This window comes from Micromonospora sp. USAFONa4 (genome assembly GCF_057197825.1).
Genome location: NZ_CM170072.1, coordinates 5,869,746 through 5,883,412 on the forward strand (window position 1 = coordinate 5,869,746; position 13,667 = coordinate 5,883,412).

Annotated in this window: 12 protein-coding genes; 11 read left to right on the plus strand and 1 reads right to left on the minus strand. The window is 76.5% G+C overall.

The window, feature by feature from the left end:
• Nucleotides 1-14 precede the first annotated feature (14 nt).
• The gene (locus AC0OO9_RS25885; protein WP_132234479.1) at nucleotides 15-353 is read right to left on the minus strand and encodes an SCP2 sterol-binding domain-containing protein; all 339 of its coding nucleotides are present in this window, start codon (nucleotides 351-353) and stop codon (nucleotides 15-17) included.
• Nucleotides 354-467: 114 nt separating this feature from the next.
• Between AC0OO9_RS25885 and AC0OO9_RS25890 the strand changes: the two genes are divergently transcribed.
• From AC0OO9_RS25890 to AC0OO9_RS25940, 11 genes are all read left to right on the plus strand, one after another.
• Entirely contained in the window at nucleotides 468-1,094 is a 627-nt protein-coding gene (locus AC0OO9_RS25890; protein WP_484513009.1) for a phasin family protein, read from the plus strand.
• 28 nt (nucleotides 1,095-1,122) lie between these two features.
• On the plus strand, nucleotides 1,123-1,422 hold the full coding sequence (locus tag AC0OO9_RS25895) for a hypothetical protein (protein ID WP_484513011.1): 300 nt from the start codon (nucleotides 1,123-1,125) through the stop codon (nucleotides 1,420-1,422).
• A 21-nt stretch (nucleotides 1,423-1,443) separates the two neighbouring features.
• Nucleotides 1,444-2,304 carry a TlyA family RNA methyltransferase gene (locus tag AC0OO9_RS25900; RefSeq protein WP_484513013.1) on the plus strand — a complete coding sequence of 287 codons (861 nt, stop codon included), beginning with the start codon at nucleotides 1,444-1,446 and terminating at the stop codon, nucleotides 2,302-2,304.
• A 40-nt stretch (nucleotides 2,305-2,344) separates the two neighbouring features.
• Entirely contained in the window at nucleotides 2,345-3,262 is a 918-nt protein-coding gene (locus tag AC0OO9_RS25905; protein WP_132234434.1) for an NAD kinase, read from the plus strand.
• A gap of 114 nt (nucleotides 3,263-3,376) precedes the next feature.
• Nucleotides 3,377-5,134 carry a DNA repair protein RecN gene (gene recN, locus AC0OO9_RS25910; RefSeq protein WP_484513015.1) on the plus strand — a complete coding sequence of 586 codons (1,758 nt, stop codon included), beginning with the start codon at nucleotides 3,377-3,379 and terminating at the stop codon, nucleotides 5,132-5,134.
• A 119-nt stretch (nucleotides 5,135-5,253) separates the two neighbouring features.
• Nucleotides 5,254-6,432: a putative cytokinetic ring protein SteA gene (gene steA, locus AC0OO9_RS25915; protein ID WP_132234430.1), complete on the plus strand. Its 1,179-nt coding sequence runs from the start codon at nucleotides 5,254-5,256 to the stop codon at nucleotides 6,430-6,432.
• A 27-nt stretch (nucleotides 6,433-6,459) separates the two neighbouring features.
• Complete coding sequence (locus AC0OO9_RS25920) at nucleotides 6,460-7,401, plus strand: copper transporter (protein ID WP_484513017.1); 942 nt, start codon at nucleotides 6,460-6,462, stop codon at nucleotides 7,399-7,401.
• A gap of 61 nt (nucleotides 7,402-7,462) precedes the next feature.
• Nucleotides 7,463-8,329 carry a hypothetical protein gene (locus tag AC0OO9_RS25925; protein ID WP_484513019.1) on the plus strand — a complete coding sequence of 289 codons (867 nt, stop codon included), beginning with the start codon at nucleotides 7,463-7,465 and terminating at the stop codon, nucleotides 8,327-8,329.
• 1 nt (nucleotide 8,330) lies between these two features.
• Nucleotides 8,331-10,031, plus strand: coding sequence for a murein biosynthesis integral membrane protein MurJ (gene murJ / locus AC0OO9_RS25930; RefSeq protein WP_484513021.1), 1,701 nt, complete (start codon nucleotides 8,331-8,333; stop codon nucleotides 10,029-10,031).
• A gap of 55 nt (nucleotides 10,032-10,086) precedes the next feature.
• Entirely contained in the window at nucleotides 10,087-11,253 is a 1,167-nt protein-coding gene (locus tag AC0OO9_RS25935; RefSeq protein ID WP_484513023.1) for a glycosyltransferase family 4 protein, read from the plus strand.
• Complete coding sequence (locus tag AC0OO9_RS25940) at nucleotides 11,253-13,640, plus strand: hypothetical protein (RefSeq protein ID WP_484513024.1); 2,388 nt, start codon at nucleotides 11,253-11,255, stop codon at nucleotides 13,638-13,640. Before AC0OO9_RS25935 ends, AC0OO9_RS25940 begins: the two co-directional genes overlap by 1 nt.
• Nucleotides 13,641-13,667 lie beyond the last annotated feature (27 nt).

Genomic DNA, 13,667 nt, shown 5'->3' on the forward strand with positions numbered 1-13,667 from the left:
CCGCGCGGGTTGACTCAGAGCAGCTTGCGCAGCTTCATCAGGTCGAGCGGGTTGGCCTTGATCGACACCCGCCGGGACGTGACCGCGCGGGTGATGTCGAGCTCGCCGCGGACCAGTGCGAGCAGGTCGTCGCTGCCGGTGCTCAGCGCGATCTTGGCCTTCGGGTCGTCGCCGTCGGCCAGGTCGACCAGGCGGCCGCCGGAGAGCCGGCCGTGGAAGGCGGTCTCCAGGTCGGTGATCCGGCAGGCCAGCGTCCGGTCGAAGTCGACCTTCTCCCGCACCGTCTCCGCGTTGCGGTCCAGCCGGGCCGCCAGATCCCGCAACGCCTGCCGGCATTCGTCCACGCTGGCCACCATCGCCCCCTTCACCGCTCGCCACGCCGTCCCCGGCACCGTACCGCACAGGGCGTCGTGGGGTGCCCGGTAGCGTGGCACCTGCACACCCCCGCCCCGCGGAAGGAAACAGGCATGCAGGACGCGTGGCGCGCCTACCTCGAGCTGGCCATGGGCCTGACGGAGGCGCCCCGGAAGAAGGCCCAGGACGCGGTTCGCCGGGTCGTCGGCTCGGGCGGAGCGACCGCCGCCCAGCTGCAGACCCTCGCCGAGGAGCTGGTCTCCACGGGCGCGGCCAACCGGGAGTCGCTGACCAAGCTGGTGCGGTTCGAAGTGGACCGCGCCCTCGGCGCGGTGGGGCTCGCCACCGCCGACGAGGTCGCCGAGCTGACCCGACGGGTGCACGAGCTCGAGCGCCAGCTCCGGGACGCCAAGGCGACCCTCGGCGCCCCGCCGGTGCCCGCCGGTCCAGGAGCGCCGGTGCCCGCCGGCACCGAGGCGTCGGCGCACCCGGTGCCCGCGGGCACCGGGCCGTCGCCCGCCCCGGGCGCGGCCGAGCCGGCCGTACCGACGTCGGCGGCCCCCGCCCCGGTGGCGAGGCCGGCCGTCGCGAAGAAGGCACTGGCCAAGAAGGCCGTGGCGAAGAAGGCGGTGGCCAAGCGGACGCCGTCGGCCCTCGCCCCGACCGAGGGCGCCGCGGAGCCGGCCCGGCCGGCGAAGAAGGCACCGGCCCGCAAGCGGCCGCCGGAGGACGAGGCGTGATGCGCCCGGCCCCGGCGGGGAGCGGGTCGTGAGCGGCCCCTTCCGGCCCGGCCCGCCGCCCGGCGCCCGCCCCGGCCCGCCGGGTGCCGGCCACGGCTCCGCGACCGGCCCGTTCCACCCCGGTCCGCCGCCCGGTGACCGGCCGGGCCCGCGCCCCGCTCCGCCGGAGTCCGCCGAGGACCTCGGCGACGACCGGCATCCCGCCGTGGACGTCGCCGTACGGGCCATGGCCAACGCCGCGACGCTCGCCCCGGCCGACCAGATCGCGCAGTACGAGGCGGCGTACGAGACGCTGCGGGAGACCCTCGCCACCATCGACCAGACCTGACCGACCGGAGAAGAACCACGCATGGCACGTCGTAACCGGCTGGACGCCGAACTCGTCCGCCGCGGGCTGGCCCGGTCCCGGGAACAGGCCGCCGCGCTGGTGGAGGCCGGCCGGGTCCAGCTGCGCGGGGTGCCGGCACGCAAGCCCGCCGCGATGGTCGACCCCGCCGATCCGCTCCTGGTCACCGGCGAGGACCCCGGCTCGGAGTACGTCTCCCGGGGCGGGCACAAGCTGGCCGGCGCGCTGGCCGCCTTCGCCCCGGGCGGGCTGACCGTGGCCGGCCGGCGGTGCCTGGACGCGGGCGCCTCCACCGGCGGCTTCACCGACGTGCTGCTGCGCGCCGACGCGGCGGAGGTGGTCGCGGTCGACGTCGGCTACGGGCAGCTCGCCTGGCCGCTGCGCAACGATTCCCGGGTGCGGGTCTTCGAGCGCACCAACGTCCGTACGCTGACGCCGGAGGTCATCGACGGCCCGGTCGACCTCACGGTCGCCGACCTGTCGTTCATCTCCCTGCGGCTGGTGCTGCCGGCGCTGGCCGGCTGCACCCGGCCGGACGGTGACCTGGCGCTGATGGTGAAGCCGCAGTTCGAGGTCGGCAAGGAGCGGGTGGGCGCCGGCGGGGTGGTCCGGGACCCGTCGCTGCGCGCGGAGGCCGTGCTCGACGTGGCCGCCGCGGCGGCGCGGCTCGACCTCGGCCTGGCCGACGTGGCCGCGAGTCCGCTGCCCGGGCCGAGCGGCAACGTCGAGTTCTTCGTATGGTTACGCCGGGATGCACCGCCGGCGGACCCGGAGCGGGTGCGCGCGGTGGTGACCGCCGGGCCGGGTGGCCCGGTGCCGTCCGGCGACCAGCCGGACGCGGCGACGGAGGAGGTGGCCGGGTGAGTGGACTGGCGAGCCCCGCGGTCGCGGGCGTGCCACGCGGATGCCGCGCGGGCGCGACGGGACGGCCGTCCCGGTGAGCCGCACGGCGCTGCTGGTGACGCACACCGGTCGCCGGCGCAGCACCGAGCACGCCCGCGCCGTCGCCGCCGACCTGATCTCGGCCGGCTTCGAGGTGCGGGTCGTGGCCGAGGAGGCCGACGACCTCGACCTGCCCGGAGTGGTCCCGGTGACCGGCCTCGAGGCTGCCGAGGGCGCGGAGATCGTCTTCGCGCTCGGCGGGGACGGCACCTTCCTGCGCGCGGCGGAGCTGGCCCGCCCGGAGAAGGTGCCGCTGATCGGCATCAACCTCGGCAAGGTCGGCTTCCTCGCGGAGGCTGAGATCGACGACCTGGACAGCGCGGTACGCGACGTGGTCGAGCGCAACTACACCGTCGACGAGCGGCTCACCCTCGACGTGACCGCCGAGTTCGACGGCGGCCCGACCATCGAGTCCTGGGCGCTCAACGAGATCAGCGTCGAGAAGGGCGAGCGTGCCCAGATGCTGGAGCTGATGGTCGACGTGGACGGCCGCCCGCTGTCGCGGTACGGCTGCGACGGCGTGGTCTGCGCGACCCCCACCGGCTCGACGGCGTACGCGTTCTCCGGCGGCGGGCCGGTGGTCTGGCCGGAGGTGGAGGCCCTGCTGCTGGTGCCGATCAGCGCGCACGCGCTGTTCAGCCGGCCGCTGGTCACCGCGCCCACCTCCACGTTCGTCATCACCGTCGACCCGTTCACCACCCTCGCCGTGATGTCCTGCGACGGCCGACGGGTCTACGACCTGCCGCCCGGGGCGCGGGTCACCGTGCGGCGCGGCGCGCTGCCGGTACGCGTCGTGCGGCTGCGGGACCGCCCGTTCACCGACCGGCTGGTGGCGAAGTTCGACCTGCCCGTGCACGGCTGGCGCGGCAACCGGCGCTGACTGGGGTCCGGCCGGCGCCGGCGGGCCGCCCCGGCGGGGTGTCGGCGGACGGACGCACCGGCGTGCGCACGCCGGCTGGTCAAGTGTCGGGGGCCGCGTCTACTGTCGGTTGCTGTGCTGGAAGAGCTGCGCATCACCGGACTGGGCGTCATCGAGGACACCACGCTGCCGCTGACCGGCGGCATGAACGTCATCACCGGCGAGACCGGAGCGGGCAAGACCATGGTGGTCACCGGCCTCGGCCTGCTCTTCGGCGGGCGGGCCGACGCCGGGCGGGTGCGCGCCCAGCCGGGCCGGGCGGTGGTCGAGGGCCGGCTGCGGCTCGCGGGCCGCGTCGCCGCCACCGTGCACGCGCGGATCACCGACGCGGGCGGCGAGCCCGACGAGGACGGCTCGGTGCTGCTGAGCCGCACCGTCACCGTGGAGGGCCGCTCCCGGGCGCACCTGGGCGGGCGGAGCATGCCGGTGTCGATGCTCGGCGAGGTGGGCGAGCAGGCGGTGGCCGTGCACGGCCAGTCCGACCAGCTGCGCCTGCTGCGACCGGCCGAGCAGCGGGCCGCGCTGGACCGCTTCGCCGGCCCGGAGCACGAGAAGCTGCTCGACGCGCTGCGCGAGGCGTACGCCCGCTGGCGCGCGGTGGTCGACGACCTGTCCGACCGGCGGCGCAACGCCCGCGAGCGCAACCAGGAGGCGGACCTGCTGCGGCTCGGCCTCGACGAGATCACCCGGGTGGACCCGCAGCCCGGCGAGGACGACGAGCTGAAGGCGGAGGCACAGCGGCTGGAGCACGCCGAGGGGCTGCGCACCGCGGCGCAGGTGGCCCACCAGTGCGTGGCCGGCGGCGTGGAGGCGACCGACGAGACGCCGGACGCGGCGGCGTTGCTCGGCACCGCCCGCCGCACCCTTGAGGCGCAGGCCGGCACGGACCCGGCGCTGGGCGAGCTGGCGGGGCGGCTGGAGGAGGCGGCGACCCTCGTTACGGACGTCTCCGCCGAGCTGTCGGCCTACCTCGCCGCGCTGGACGCCGACCCGGCCCGGTTGCAGACCGTCTACGAGCGGCGGGCCGCGCTGCGCGCGCTCACCCGCAAGTACGCCGACGACGTCGACGGGGTGATCGCCTGGGCCGAGCGCGCCCGCACCCGGCTGGCCGACCTCGACACCTCCGACGACCTCCTGGACGAGCTGGACCGGGAGGCCTCCCGGCTGGCCGGCGAGGTGGCCGACCTGGCCGGCCGGGTGTCGACGTCGCGGCAGGAGGCGGCGACCCGCTTCGCCGAGCAGGTCACCGTCGAGCTGGCCGGGCTGGCCATGCCGCACGCCCGGATCGAGGTGGCGGTGCTGCCCCGCACGGCCGGCCGCGCCGAGCCGACCCTGCCGGTCAACGGCACCGAGGTCGGCGTCGGCCCGGACGGCGGCGACGAGGTCGAGCTGCGCCTGCTGGCCCACCCGGGCGCGCCCTCGCTGCCGTTGCAGCGCGGCGCCTCCGGCGGTGAGCTGTCCCGGGTGATGCTCGCCATCGAGGTGGTCTTCGCCGGCTCGGGCGGGCCACCCACGCTGGTCTTCGACGAGGTCGACGCCGGGGTCGGCGGCCAGGCCGCGGTCGAGATCGGCCGGCGGCTGGCCCGGCTGGCCCGTAGCCACCAGGTGCTGGTCGTCACCCACCTGCCGCAGGTGGCCGCGTTCGCCGACCGGCACCTGGTGGTGGCGAAGGACACCGGCGGGGCGGTGACCACCAGCGGGGTGCGGGTGGTGGAGGACACCGAGCGCGCCCGGGAGTTGGCCCGGATGCTCGCGGGTTTGCCCGACTCCGACCTGGGTATCGCACACGCCGAGGAGCTTCTCGCCGTGGCGGCCCGGGAAAGGCGCCCGTGAGGTCGGCGATTGTGAGCACAGGCACACCGGCCTGCGCGTTAGTGTGCTTCCCTGGGTAGGCGGCCCTGCTCAGGCATGTCGCGACAGAATTGCCTGCCTCACATGCCAGGATGGTCACGATGCGTCTACCCACGTTGCGCCGGACCCGGAACGCGGAACCGGGCAGGATCCTCGGCACCGCACGCCTCGACCGCCGGACAAAACGCCTGGTCGGTCGGCTCCGCCCCGGTGACATCGCGGTCATCGACCACGTCGATCTCGACCGGGTCGCCGCCGACTCGCTCGTCGCCGTCGGTGTCGGCGCCGTGCTCAACGCGAAGCCGTCGGTCTCCGGCCGCTACCCCAACCTGGGGCCCGAGGTGCTGGTCGCCGCCGGCATCCCGCTCCTGGACGACCTGGGGGAGGGGGTCTTCGAGCGGATCCGCGAGGGCGACACCGTCCGGATCGAGGGCAACACCGTCTTCCTCGGCGACGAGCCGGTGGCGCACGGCAGCCTCCAGGACGCCGAGTCGGTGGCCAAGTCGATGGCCGACGCCCGGGAGGGGCTCTCGGTCCAGTTGGAGGCGTTCGCCGCCAACACGATGGACTACCTCCGCCAGGAGCGCGACCTGCTCCTCGACGGGGTCGGCGTGCCGGAGATCCAGACCGAGATGCAGGGGCGGCACTGCCTGATCGTGGTGCGCGGCTACGACTACAAGGCCGACCTGGACGTGCTGCGCCCCTACATCCGCGAGTTCAAGCCGGTCCTGATCGGCGTCGACGGCGGCGCGGACGCGCTGGTGGAGGCCGGCTACACGCCGGACATGATCATCGGCGACATGGACTCGGTCACCGACGACGTGCTGCGCTGCGGCGCCGAGGTGATCGTGCACGCCTACCCGGACGGCCGGGCGCCCGGCCTGGCCCGGGTCAACGGCCTCGGCGTGCCGGCGGTGACCTTCCCGGCGGCGGCGACCAGCGAGGACCTGGCCATGCTGCTGGCCGACGAGAAGGGCGCCTCGCTGCTGGTCGCGGTCGGCACCCACGCCACGCTCGTCGAGTTCCTCGACAAGGGCCGCGGCGGGATGGCCTCCACGTTCCTGACCCGGCTCAAGGTGGGCGGCAAGCTGGTCGACGCCAAGGGCGTGAGCCGGCTCTACCGGCAGAGCATCTCCGGGTCGTCGCTGCTGCTGCTGGTGCTCTCCGCGATCGCGGCGATGGCCTCGGCCGTGGCGGTCTCCACCGTCGGCAAGGCGTATTTGGGCGTGGTCTCCGAGTGGTGGAACAATTTCGTGTTCCAGCTTGAACAGCTTTTCTAGCGTCCCACCGATCAAGAGGCTGCAGGTGTGATCAACTTCCGGTACCACGTCGTGTCCCTGACCGCCGTCTTCCTCGCGTTGGCGATCGGCCTGGTGGTCGGCACCGCCGCCCTCAACGGCCCGGTGGCCGACTCGCTCAAGGAACACGTCAACGGGCTGCGCAAGGACAACCAGCTGATGCGCCAGGCGGTCCAGAGCATGGAGAAGGAGCTCGAGCTCGAGGAGGAGTTCGCCGCCCAGATCGCGGAGGTCGTCCTGCCGGGCACGCTGACCGGCAAGCGGGTGCTGGTCGTCAGCCTGCCCACCGGACGCGACCACACCGAGGGCGTGGTCAAGATGCTCCAGCTCGCCGGCGCCCAGGTGACCGGTCGCATCGACCTGCAGGACAAGTTCATCAACCCGGACAACAACAACAACCTGCTGGAGCTGGCGGTCACCGCCGCGCGCCCCACGAGCGCCCCGACCGCCGGGCTGCCCGGCAACGGGCACGGGGTGGAGACGTCGACCGCCCTGCTGGCCAGCGTGCTGCTCGACAGGGCGCCCGGCGCGACCCCGGTCAGCGAGGCCGACCGGCGGGCGGTGCTGGCCGCGTACACCAACGCCAACTACCTGACCACCCAGGAGCGGGTCAGCGCCTCCGCGGAGGCCGTCGTCGTGGTCAGCGGGCAGCCGTACGTGGACAAGGACTCGGCGAAGAAGGACGAGGCGGTGCTCAAGGTCGCCGAGCAGTTCGACCAGGCCGGCACCATCGTCGTCGGCGGCAACGGCTCGGCCGGGGGCAACCTGGTGGCCGCCGTCCGGAGCGACCCGGTGCTGGTGCAGACCATCTCCACCGTCGACAACGCCAACACCAACCAGGGCCAGCTGGTCACCGCCCTCGCGCTGGTGCAACAGGTCACCGAGAAGAAGGCCGGACAGTACGGTGTCGGCGACAACGCGTCGTCCCTGCTGCCTAGACTGCCCCAGTGAGCGAACGACGTACCCCGCTGTCCGGATCCCGCCCCGCCGACGTACGGCGGGAGGGACGCGCGTGAGCCTGCTCGGTCGACTGCTGATCGCCGGCGCGGGCGCCGCCGCCGCCCGCTACGCCCTGCGCGAGGTGCGCACCTCACCGGCCGGTCCCGCGCTGGAGCGGACCAACTTCCGCGGCCGCGCGGTGAGCCTGGCCGCCGGCCCCGCCCTCGCCGCAGGCGCCGCCGCGACGGGCGCCTTCGGCGCCTCCAGCGGCCCGTCGGGAGCAGCGGCCCTGGTCGCCGGGGTGGGCGCCGGAGCGGTCGGGCTCTACGACGACGTGGTCGGCACCCGGCCGGAGCAGAAGGCGGCCAAGGGGTTCGCCGGGCACCTGGCCGCGTTGCGCGAGGGCCGGGTCACCGCCGGCATGGTCAAGGTCGTCGGGGTGGGGGCCGCGGGCCTCGGCGCCGCCGCGCTGCTCGCCGTCGACCCCCGGGTCGCCGGGCACCGGCGTCGCCAGCGGCAGGGCGCGCTGGGCCGGGGCGTCGACGTGCTGCTCGGCGCCGGTGTCATCGCCGGCACCGCGAACCTGCTCAACCTGCTGGACCTGCGTCCCGGCCGGGCGCTGAAGTCCGGCCTCCTGCTCGGCGCCCCGCTGGCCGGCGGCCCGCACGGCGGGATCGCCGCCGGTGCCGTGGGCGCCGCCGCCGGGCTGCTCCCCGCCGACCTCGGCGAGGACGTGATGCTCGGCGACAGCGGCGCGAACGCGCTCGGCGCGCTGCTCGGCGTGGCGCTGGCCGCGCGTACCGGGCCCGTCGGGCGGGCCGGGCTGCTCGCCGTGCTCGCCGGCCTCACCGCGGCCAGCGAGAAGGTCAGCTTCACCCAGGTCATCCAGCGCACCCCCGGGCTGCGCGAGCTCGACGCACTGGGCCGGCGCGCCGACTGACGTGACGACCCCGGCACCCCTCGCCGGCGCCGGCCGTGTCGCCGGAGCGGCCGCGCTCATCGCCGTACTCACCGTCCTCAGCCGGCTCGCCGGCTTCGGCCGTACCGCCGTCTTCACCTGGGTCGTGCAGAAGAGCGATCTCGGCGGCATGTACGTCATCGCCAACACGGCGCCGAACATCATCTTCGAGATCGTGGCCGGTGGCGCGTTGGCGAGCCTGGTCGTACCGCTGCTGGCCGGGCCGGTCGCGGCCGGTGACCGGCGCGCGGTGTCCGCCACCACCGGGGCCCTGCTCACCTGGACGGTCACCCTGCTGGTGCCGCTGGCCGTCCTGGTCGCGGTGGCGGCCGGCCCGATCGTGTCGCTGCTCAGCGAGGGGCGCTCCGAGGCCGAGCTGGCGGCCGGGGCGCGGATGCTGCGGGTCTTCGCCCCGCAGCTGCCGCTCTACGGCGTCGGCATCGTGCTCACCGGGGTGCTCCAGGCGCACCGCCGCTTCGCCTGGCCGGTGATCGCGCCGCTGCTGTCCAGCCTCACCGTGATCGTCGTGTACCTCGCCTTCGCCGGGACCGAGGGACGAAGCGTCGGCGTGGCGCAGGTGAGCGATGGAGGCGAGCTGCTCCTGTCGGCCGGCACCACGCTCGGCGTCGTGGTGCTGTCGCTGTCCCTGCTGATCCCGCTGCGCCGGTTGCGGCTGCGGCCACGCCCCGGGTACGCGTTCCCGCCCGACGCCCGGGCGCGGGTGGGCGGGCTGGCGATGGCCGGGGCGGTCACCGTCACCGCGCAGCAGCTCGCGCTACTGGTGCTGCTCAACCGCGTCTCCGGCGGCCCGACCGGTTCGCCGCAGGTGTTCAACCTGGCCCAGACCATGTACCTGCTGCCCTGGGCGGTGCTGGCGGTCCCCCTCGCGGTGGCGGCGTACCCGACGCTGGCGACCGCCGCCGCGGCGGGGCGGAACGAGGAGTACCAGCGCACGCTCTCCTCGACCGTGCGTGGGGTGCTGCTGTTCAGCTGCCTCGGCGCGGCGGCACTGGTCGGCACGGCCGCGCCGGTCGCCGCGTTCTTCTACCCGGGCGACCCGGCCTCCACCGCCGCGGCCATCGTCGGCTTCGCCCCCGGGCTGCTCGGCTACGGCCTCTTCGCGGTGCTCTCCCGCGCCCTCTACGCACGGGGCGACACCCGCCCGGCGACCTTCGCGATCACCGCCGGCTGGTTGGTCGTGCCGGTGGTGGCGGTGCCTCTGGCGGTCCTCCTTCCGGTGACGGACCGGGTGCTCGCGGTCGCCCTGGCCAACTCGGCCGGGATGGTGCTGCTCGGCGGGCTGCTGCTCGTCGCGGTGTGGCGCTCGGCCGGGCGCCCCGCGCTCGCCGGAGCGGGCCGGGCCGGCGCCGCCGGACTGCTCGCCGGCGCCCTGGCCGCGCTCGCCGGAACGGCCCTCGCCCGCTGGCTCCACGCGGCCGCCGGCGGCACCCCGACGACACCGGGCGCACTCGTGCAGGGCATGCTGTCCGGAGCCCTGGTCGGCGTCGTGTTCCTCGCCGTCGTCTGGCTGGTCGACCGGCGGGACGTGTCGCCGCTGCTCGCCGGGGTGCTCCGGCGGCTGGGCAGGGCGGGCCGGCGTGGGCCGGCGGCCCCCGCCGATGGGACGGGCGAGGGCGACATCCCCCCGGAACGGGGTGGCGGGAAGGAGACGGTGTCCCGGTGAGCGGGTGCAGGACGGGTGACCGGCCGACGACTACCGACGGACGGGGGTGGTCGCGGTGACGCAGCCGGCGCCGTTTTCCGGCTGGCGCGGCACGGTGGCCCTGCTGCTCGCCTCCAGCACCGGCGGCGTCGGGCAGCACGTCCGTTCGCTGGCCGAGGGGCTGACCGCCGCGGGCGCCTCCGTGCTGGTCTGCGGCCCCGCCGCGACGCAGGAGCAGTTCGACTTCACGGGCGTCGGCGCCCGGTTCCTGCCGGTGGAGATCCCGGCCAGTCCGACCCCGGCCGACGCCCGGGCGGTCACCGCGCTGCGCCGGGCCCTCGCCGCCGAACCGGTCGACGTGCTGCACGCCCACGGCCTGCGCGCCGGGCTCGTCGCCGTGCTCGCCCGGCCCGCCGCCCCGCTCGTGGTCACCTGGCACAACGCGGTGCTCGCCGGCGGCCTGCGCGGAGGCGTGTCGCGCCTCGTCGAGCGGGTCGTCGCCCGGGGCGCCCGGGTGGCGCTCGGCGCCTCCACCGACCTGGTCGAGCGGGCCGCCACGCTGGGCGCGGCGGACGCCCGGCTCGCCCCGGTCGCCGCGCCGGCACTGCCCGCGCCGCGCCGCCGCCGGGCCGCCGTCCGCGCCGAGTTCGGCGTCGGCCAGGACCGGCCGCTGATCCTCTCCGTGGGCCGGCTGCACCCGCAGAAGCGGTACGACGTGCTGATCGACGCCGCCGCCCGGTGGCGTACCCGGACACCGGCGCCGGTCGTGGTGATCGCCGGCAGCGGCCCCGCCTACCTGCCGCTGGCCGCCCGGATCTCCGCCGCCCGGGCCCCGGTGACCCTGCTCGGGCACCGCACCGACGTGGCCGACCTGCTGGCCGGGGCCGACCTGGCGCTGGTGACCAGCGACTGGGAGGCCCGTCAGCTCTTCGCGCAGGAGGCGATGCGGGCCGGCGTACCACTGGTGGCGACGGCGGTCGGCGGCCTGCCGGAGCTGGTCGGCGACGCCGCGGTGCTGGTGCCGCCGGCGGACGTGGACGCCGTCGACGCGGCCGTGCGCGCCCTGCTCGACGACGAGGCCGGGCGGGCCGAGCTGGGGCGGCGCGGCGCCGCCCGGGCCGCCTCCTGGCCCACCGAGGCGGACACCCTGGCCCAGCTGGCGGCGCTCTACGCCGAGCTGGCCCCGCACGGCGCCGGACCGGCCGCTCCCGGCGCCGACGCCCCGTCGACGGGACGCCGGTGATGCGGCGCAGAATCGCCCCGATCCTGCTGACCCTGGTCGTGGTGGCGCTGGGCATCACCGCGCTGACCGCCCGCCCCGATCGGGCGGCGTCGCCCGGGCGCACCGCCGACTTCGTGGTGCTGGTCGGGGTCGCCGGGCTGCGCTGGGAGGACGTCGACCCGCAGACCACGCCGACGTTGTGGCGGATGGCCCAGGACGGCTCGATCGGCTCACTGTCGGTCCGGTCCGCGCACCGCCCGACCTGCCCGGTGGACGGTTGGCTGACCCTCGGCGCCGGCAGCTACGCCGCCTGGAACGGCAGCCGCCAGGCCGGGGGCTGTCCACCGGCCCAGGTGACGGTCGAGCAGCCCGACGGCATCGGCGCGAACCTGCCCGACCAGGAGAGCGTCGTCCTGCACAACCAGGAGCGGCTGCCCTGGGGCACGGTGCCCGGCGCGCTGGCGGAGTCGGTGCGCTGCTCGGTGGCGGTCGGGCCCGGCGCGGCCGTGGCCGCCGCCCGACCGTTCGGCCGCGTCGACCGGTACGCACCGGCGCTCCCGGCGGACCCGGCGGGCCTGCTCGGCTCCTGCGTGCTGAGCATCGTCGACCTCGGCACGGTCACCGGCGAGGACCCGGCGGCCCGGGCCGCGGTCGCGAGGGAGGCGGACGCCCGCCTGGCCCGGGTGCTGGCAGCCCGGCCGCCCCGCTCGTTGGTGCTCGTCGCCGGGGTCTCCGACACCGACGCCCCGTCCCGGCTGCACGTCGCCGTCGCCGACGGGCCGGGCTGGGAAGGCGGCTGGCTCACCTCGGCCAGCACCGGCCGCGAGGGCTACCTGCAACTGGTCGACCTCGCGCCGACCGCGCTCACCGCGCTGGGCCGGCCGATCCCTGAACGGCTCTTCCTCGGCCGACCCGCCGAGTCGGTCGGCGGGCGGCCGGCGGACCTCGCCGCCGCGATCGCCGCGCCGGCGGACGCCGACCGGGAGGCGGCCGCCCAGCGCCGGGTGGCCGACTGGTTCTTCACCCTGCTGGCCGGCGCCCAGGTGCTGCTGGCCGTGGCGGTGCTGCCGCTGCTGCGCCGGGCCCGCCGGCACGCCGGCCCGTACGGCCCGGAGCCGGTCTCGCGGCGGGTGGTGGCGGTCGTGGAGCTGCTGCTGGTCGCGGCGGCCCTCGCCGTCCCGGCCGCGCTGCTGGCCGACGCCGTGCCCTGGTGGCGCGGGGACCACGCGGGCGTCTACTTCGCCGGGGTGACCGTGCTGCTGCTGGTCGCCGCGACCGCCGTGGTGCGGTTCGCGCCCGGGCACGCGAGCACGCTCGGTCCGCTCGGTGCGGTGGCCGGCCTGACCACGCTGGCCGTGGGGCTGGACGTGCTCACCGGCGCCCGCCTCCAGCTCAACGGGGTGGTCGGCTACTCCGCCCTGGAGGGCGGCCGGTACGCCGGGCTGGGCACCGTCGGGCTCGGGGTGTTCCTGGCCGGGTCCCTGCTGAGCGCGGGGTGGCTGGCCCAGCGGGTCCGCCGGTCCTGGCGGCCGCCCGTGATGGTGGCCGTCGGTGGCGCCGCCGTGCTGGTCGTCGGCAGCCCGTACCTGGGGGCCGACCCGATCGGCGCGATCGCGCTGACCGCCGGACTGAGCGTCGCCGCGGCGATCAGCGCCGGCGGCTGGCTGACGATCAGCAGGCTGGCCTGGGCCACCATGGCCGGGCTCGCGCTGACGATCGGCTTCGCGGTGCTCGACCTGCGCCGGCCCGCCGCCGAGCGGGGCAGCCTCGGCCGGTTCCTGGCCGCCGTCGGCGACGGCACCGGCGGGCTCACCGTGCACCGCTCCAGCACGGCCAACTTCGAGACCCTGGTCAACAGCCCGCTGACGGTGCTGGCCCTGGCCGGCGCCCTGCTGGTCTGGTTCGCCCTGCTCCAGCCGTGGGGCGGGCTGATGCGGCTGTTCGGCATCTACCCGGCGATGCGGGCGGCGATGGCCGGCACCGCCGTCGCCGCGGTGATCGGCGGGGTGCTGGGCGGCGACGCCCTGGACGTGGCCGGCGCGGCCGCCGCCCTGGTGGTGCCGATGGCGGCGCTGGCCGCGCTGCGGGTGCTCGACCACTCCACCGACCGCACGCTGCCCGACGCGGGCCGCCCACGCGACGAGGGGCCCGGCGGTACGGGCGACGGCTCGGGCGGGGACAGCGGCGGGGGACCGGACGACGCCGGCCCGGACCGGCCGGCACCGACCGGCGCGGGGCCGGGCGCCGCCCGTACCCCGGATCCGGGTGCGGGACCGGCCACGGCGGCGGCGCCCCCGGCTCCGCGCGCCCCGGGCCCGGCGACCGGGGCGGCCGGGCCGACGGCCGGAACCGGCGCGGGGGAGCGCGCGCCGGCCGGTCTGGCATCGACCGAGGTCACCGCCGGCTGACGCGCGGGCGGGACGTCCCGCAGCCCG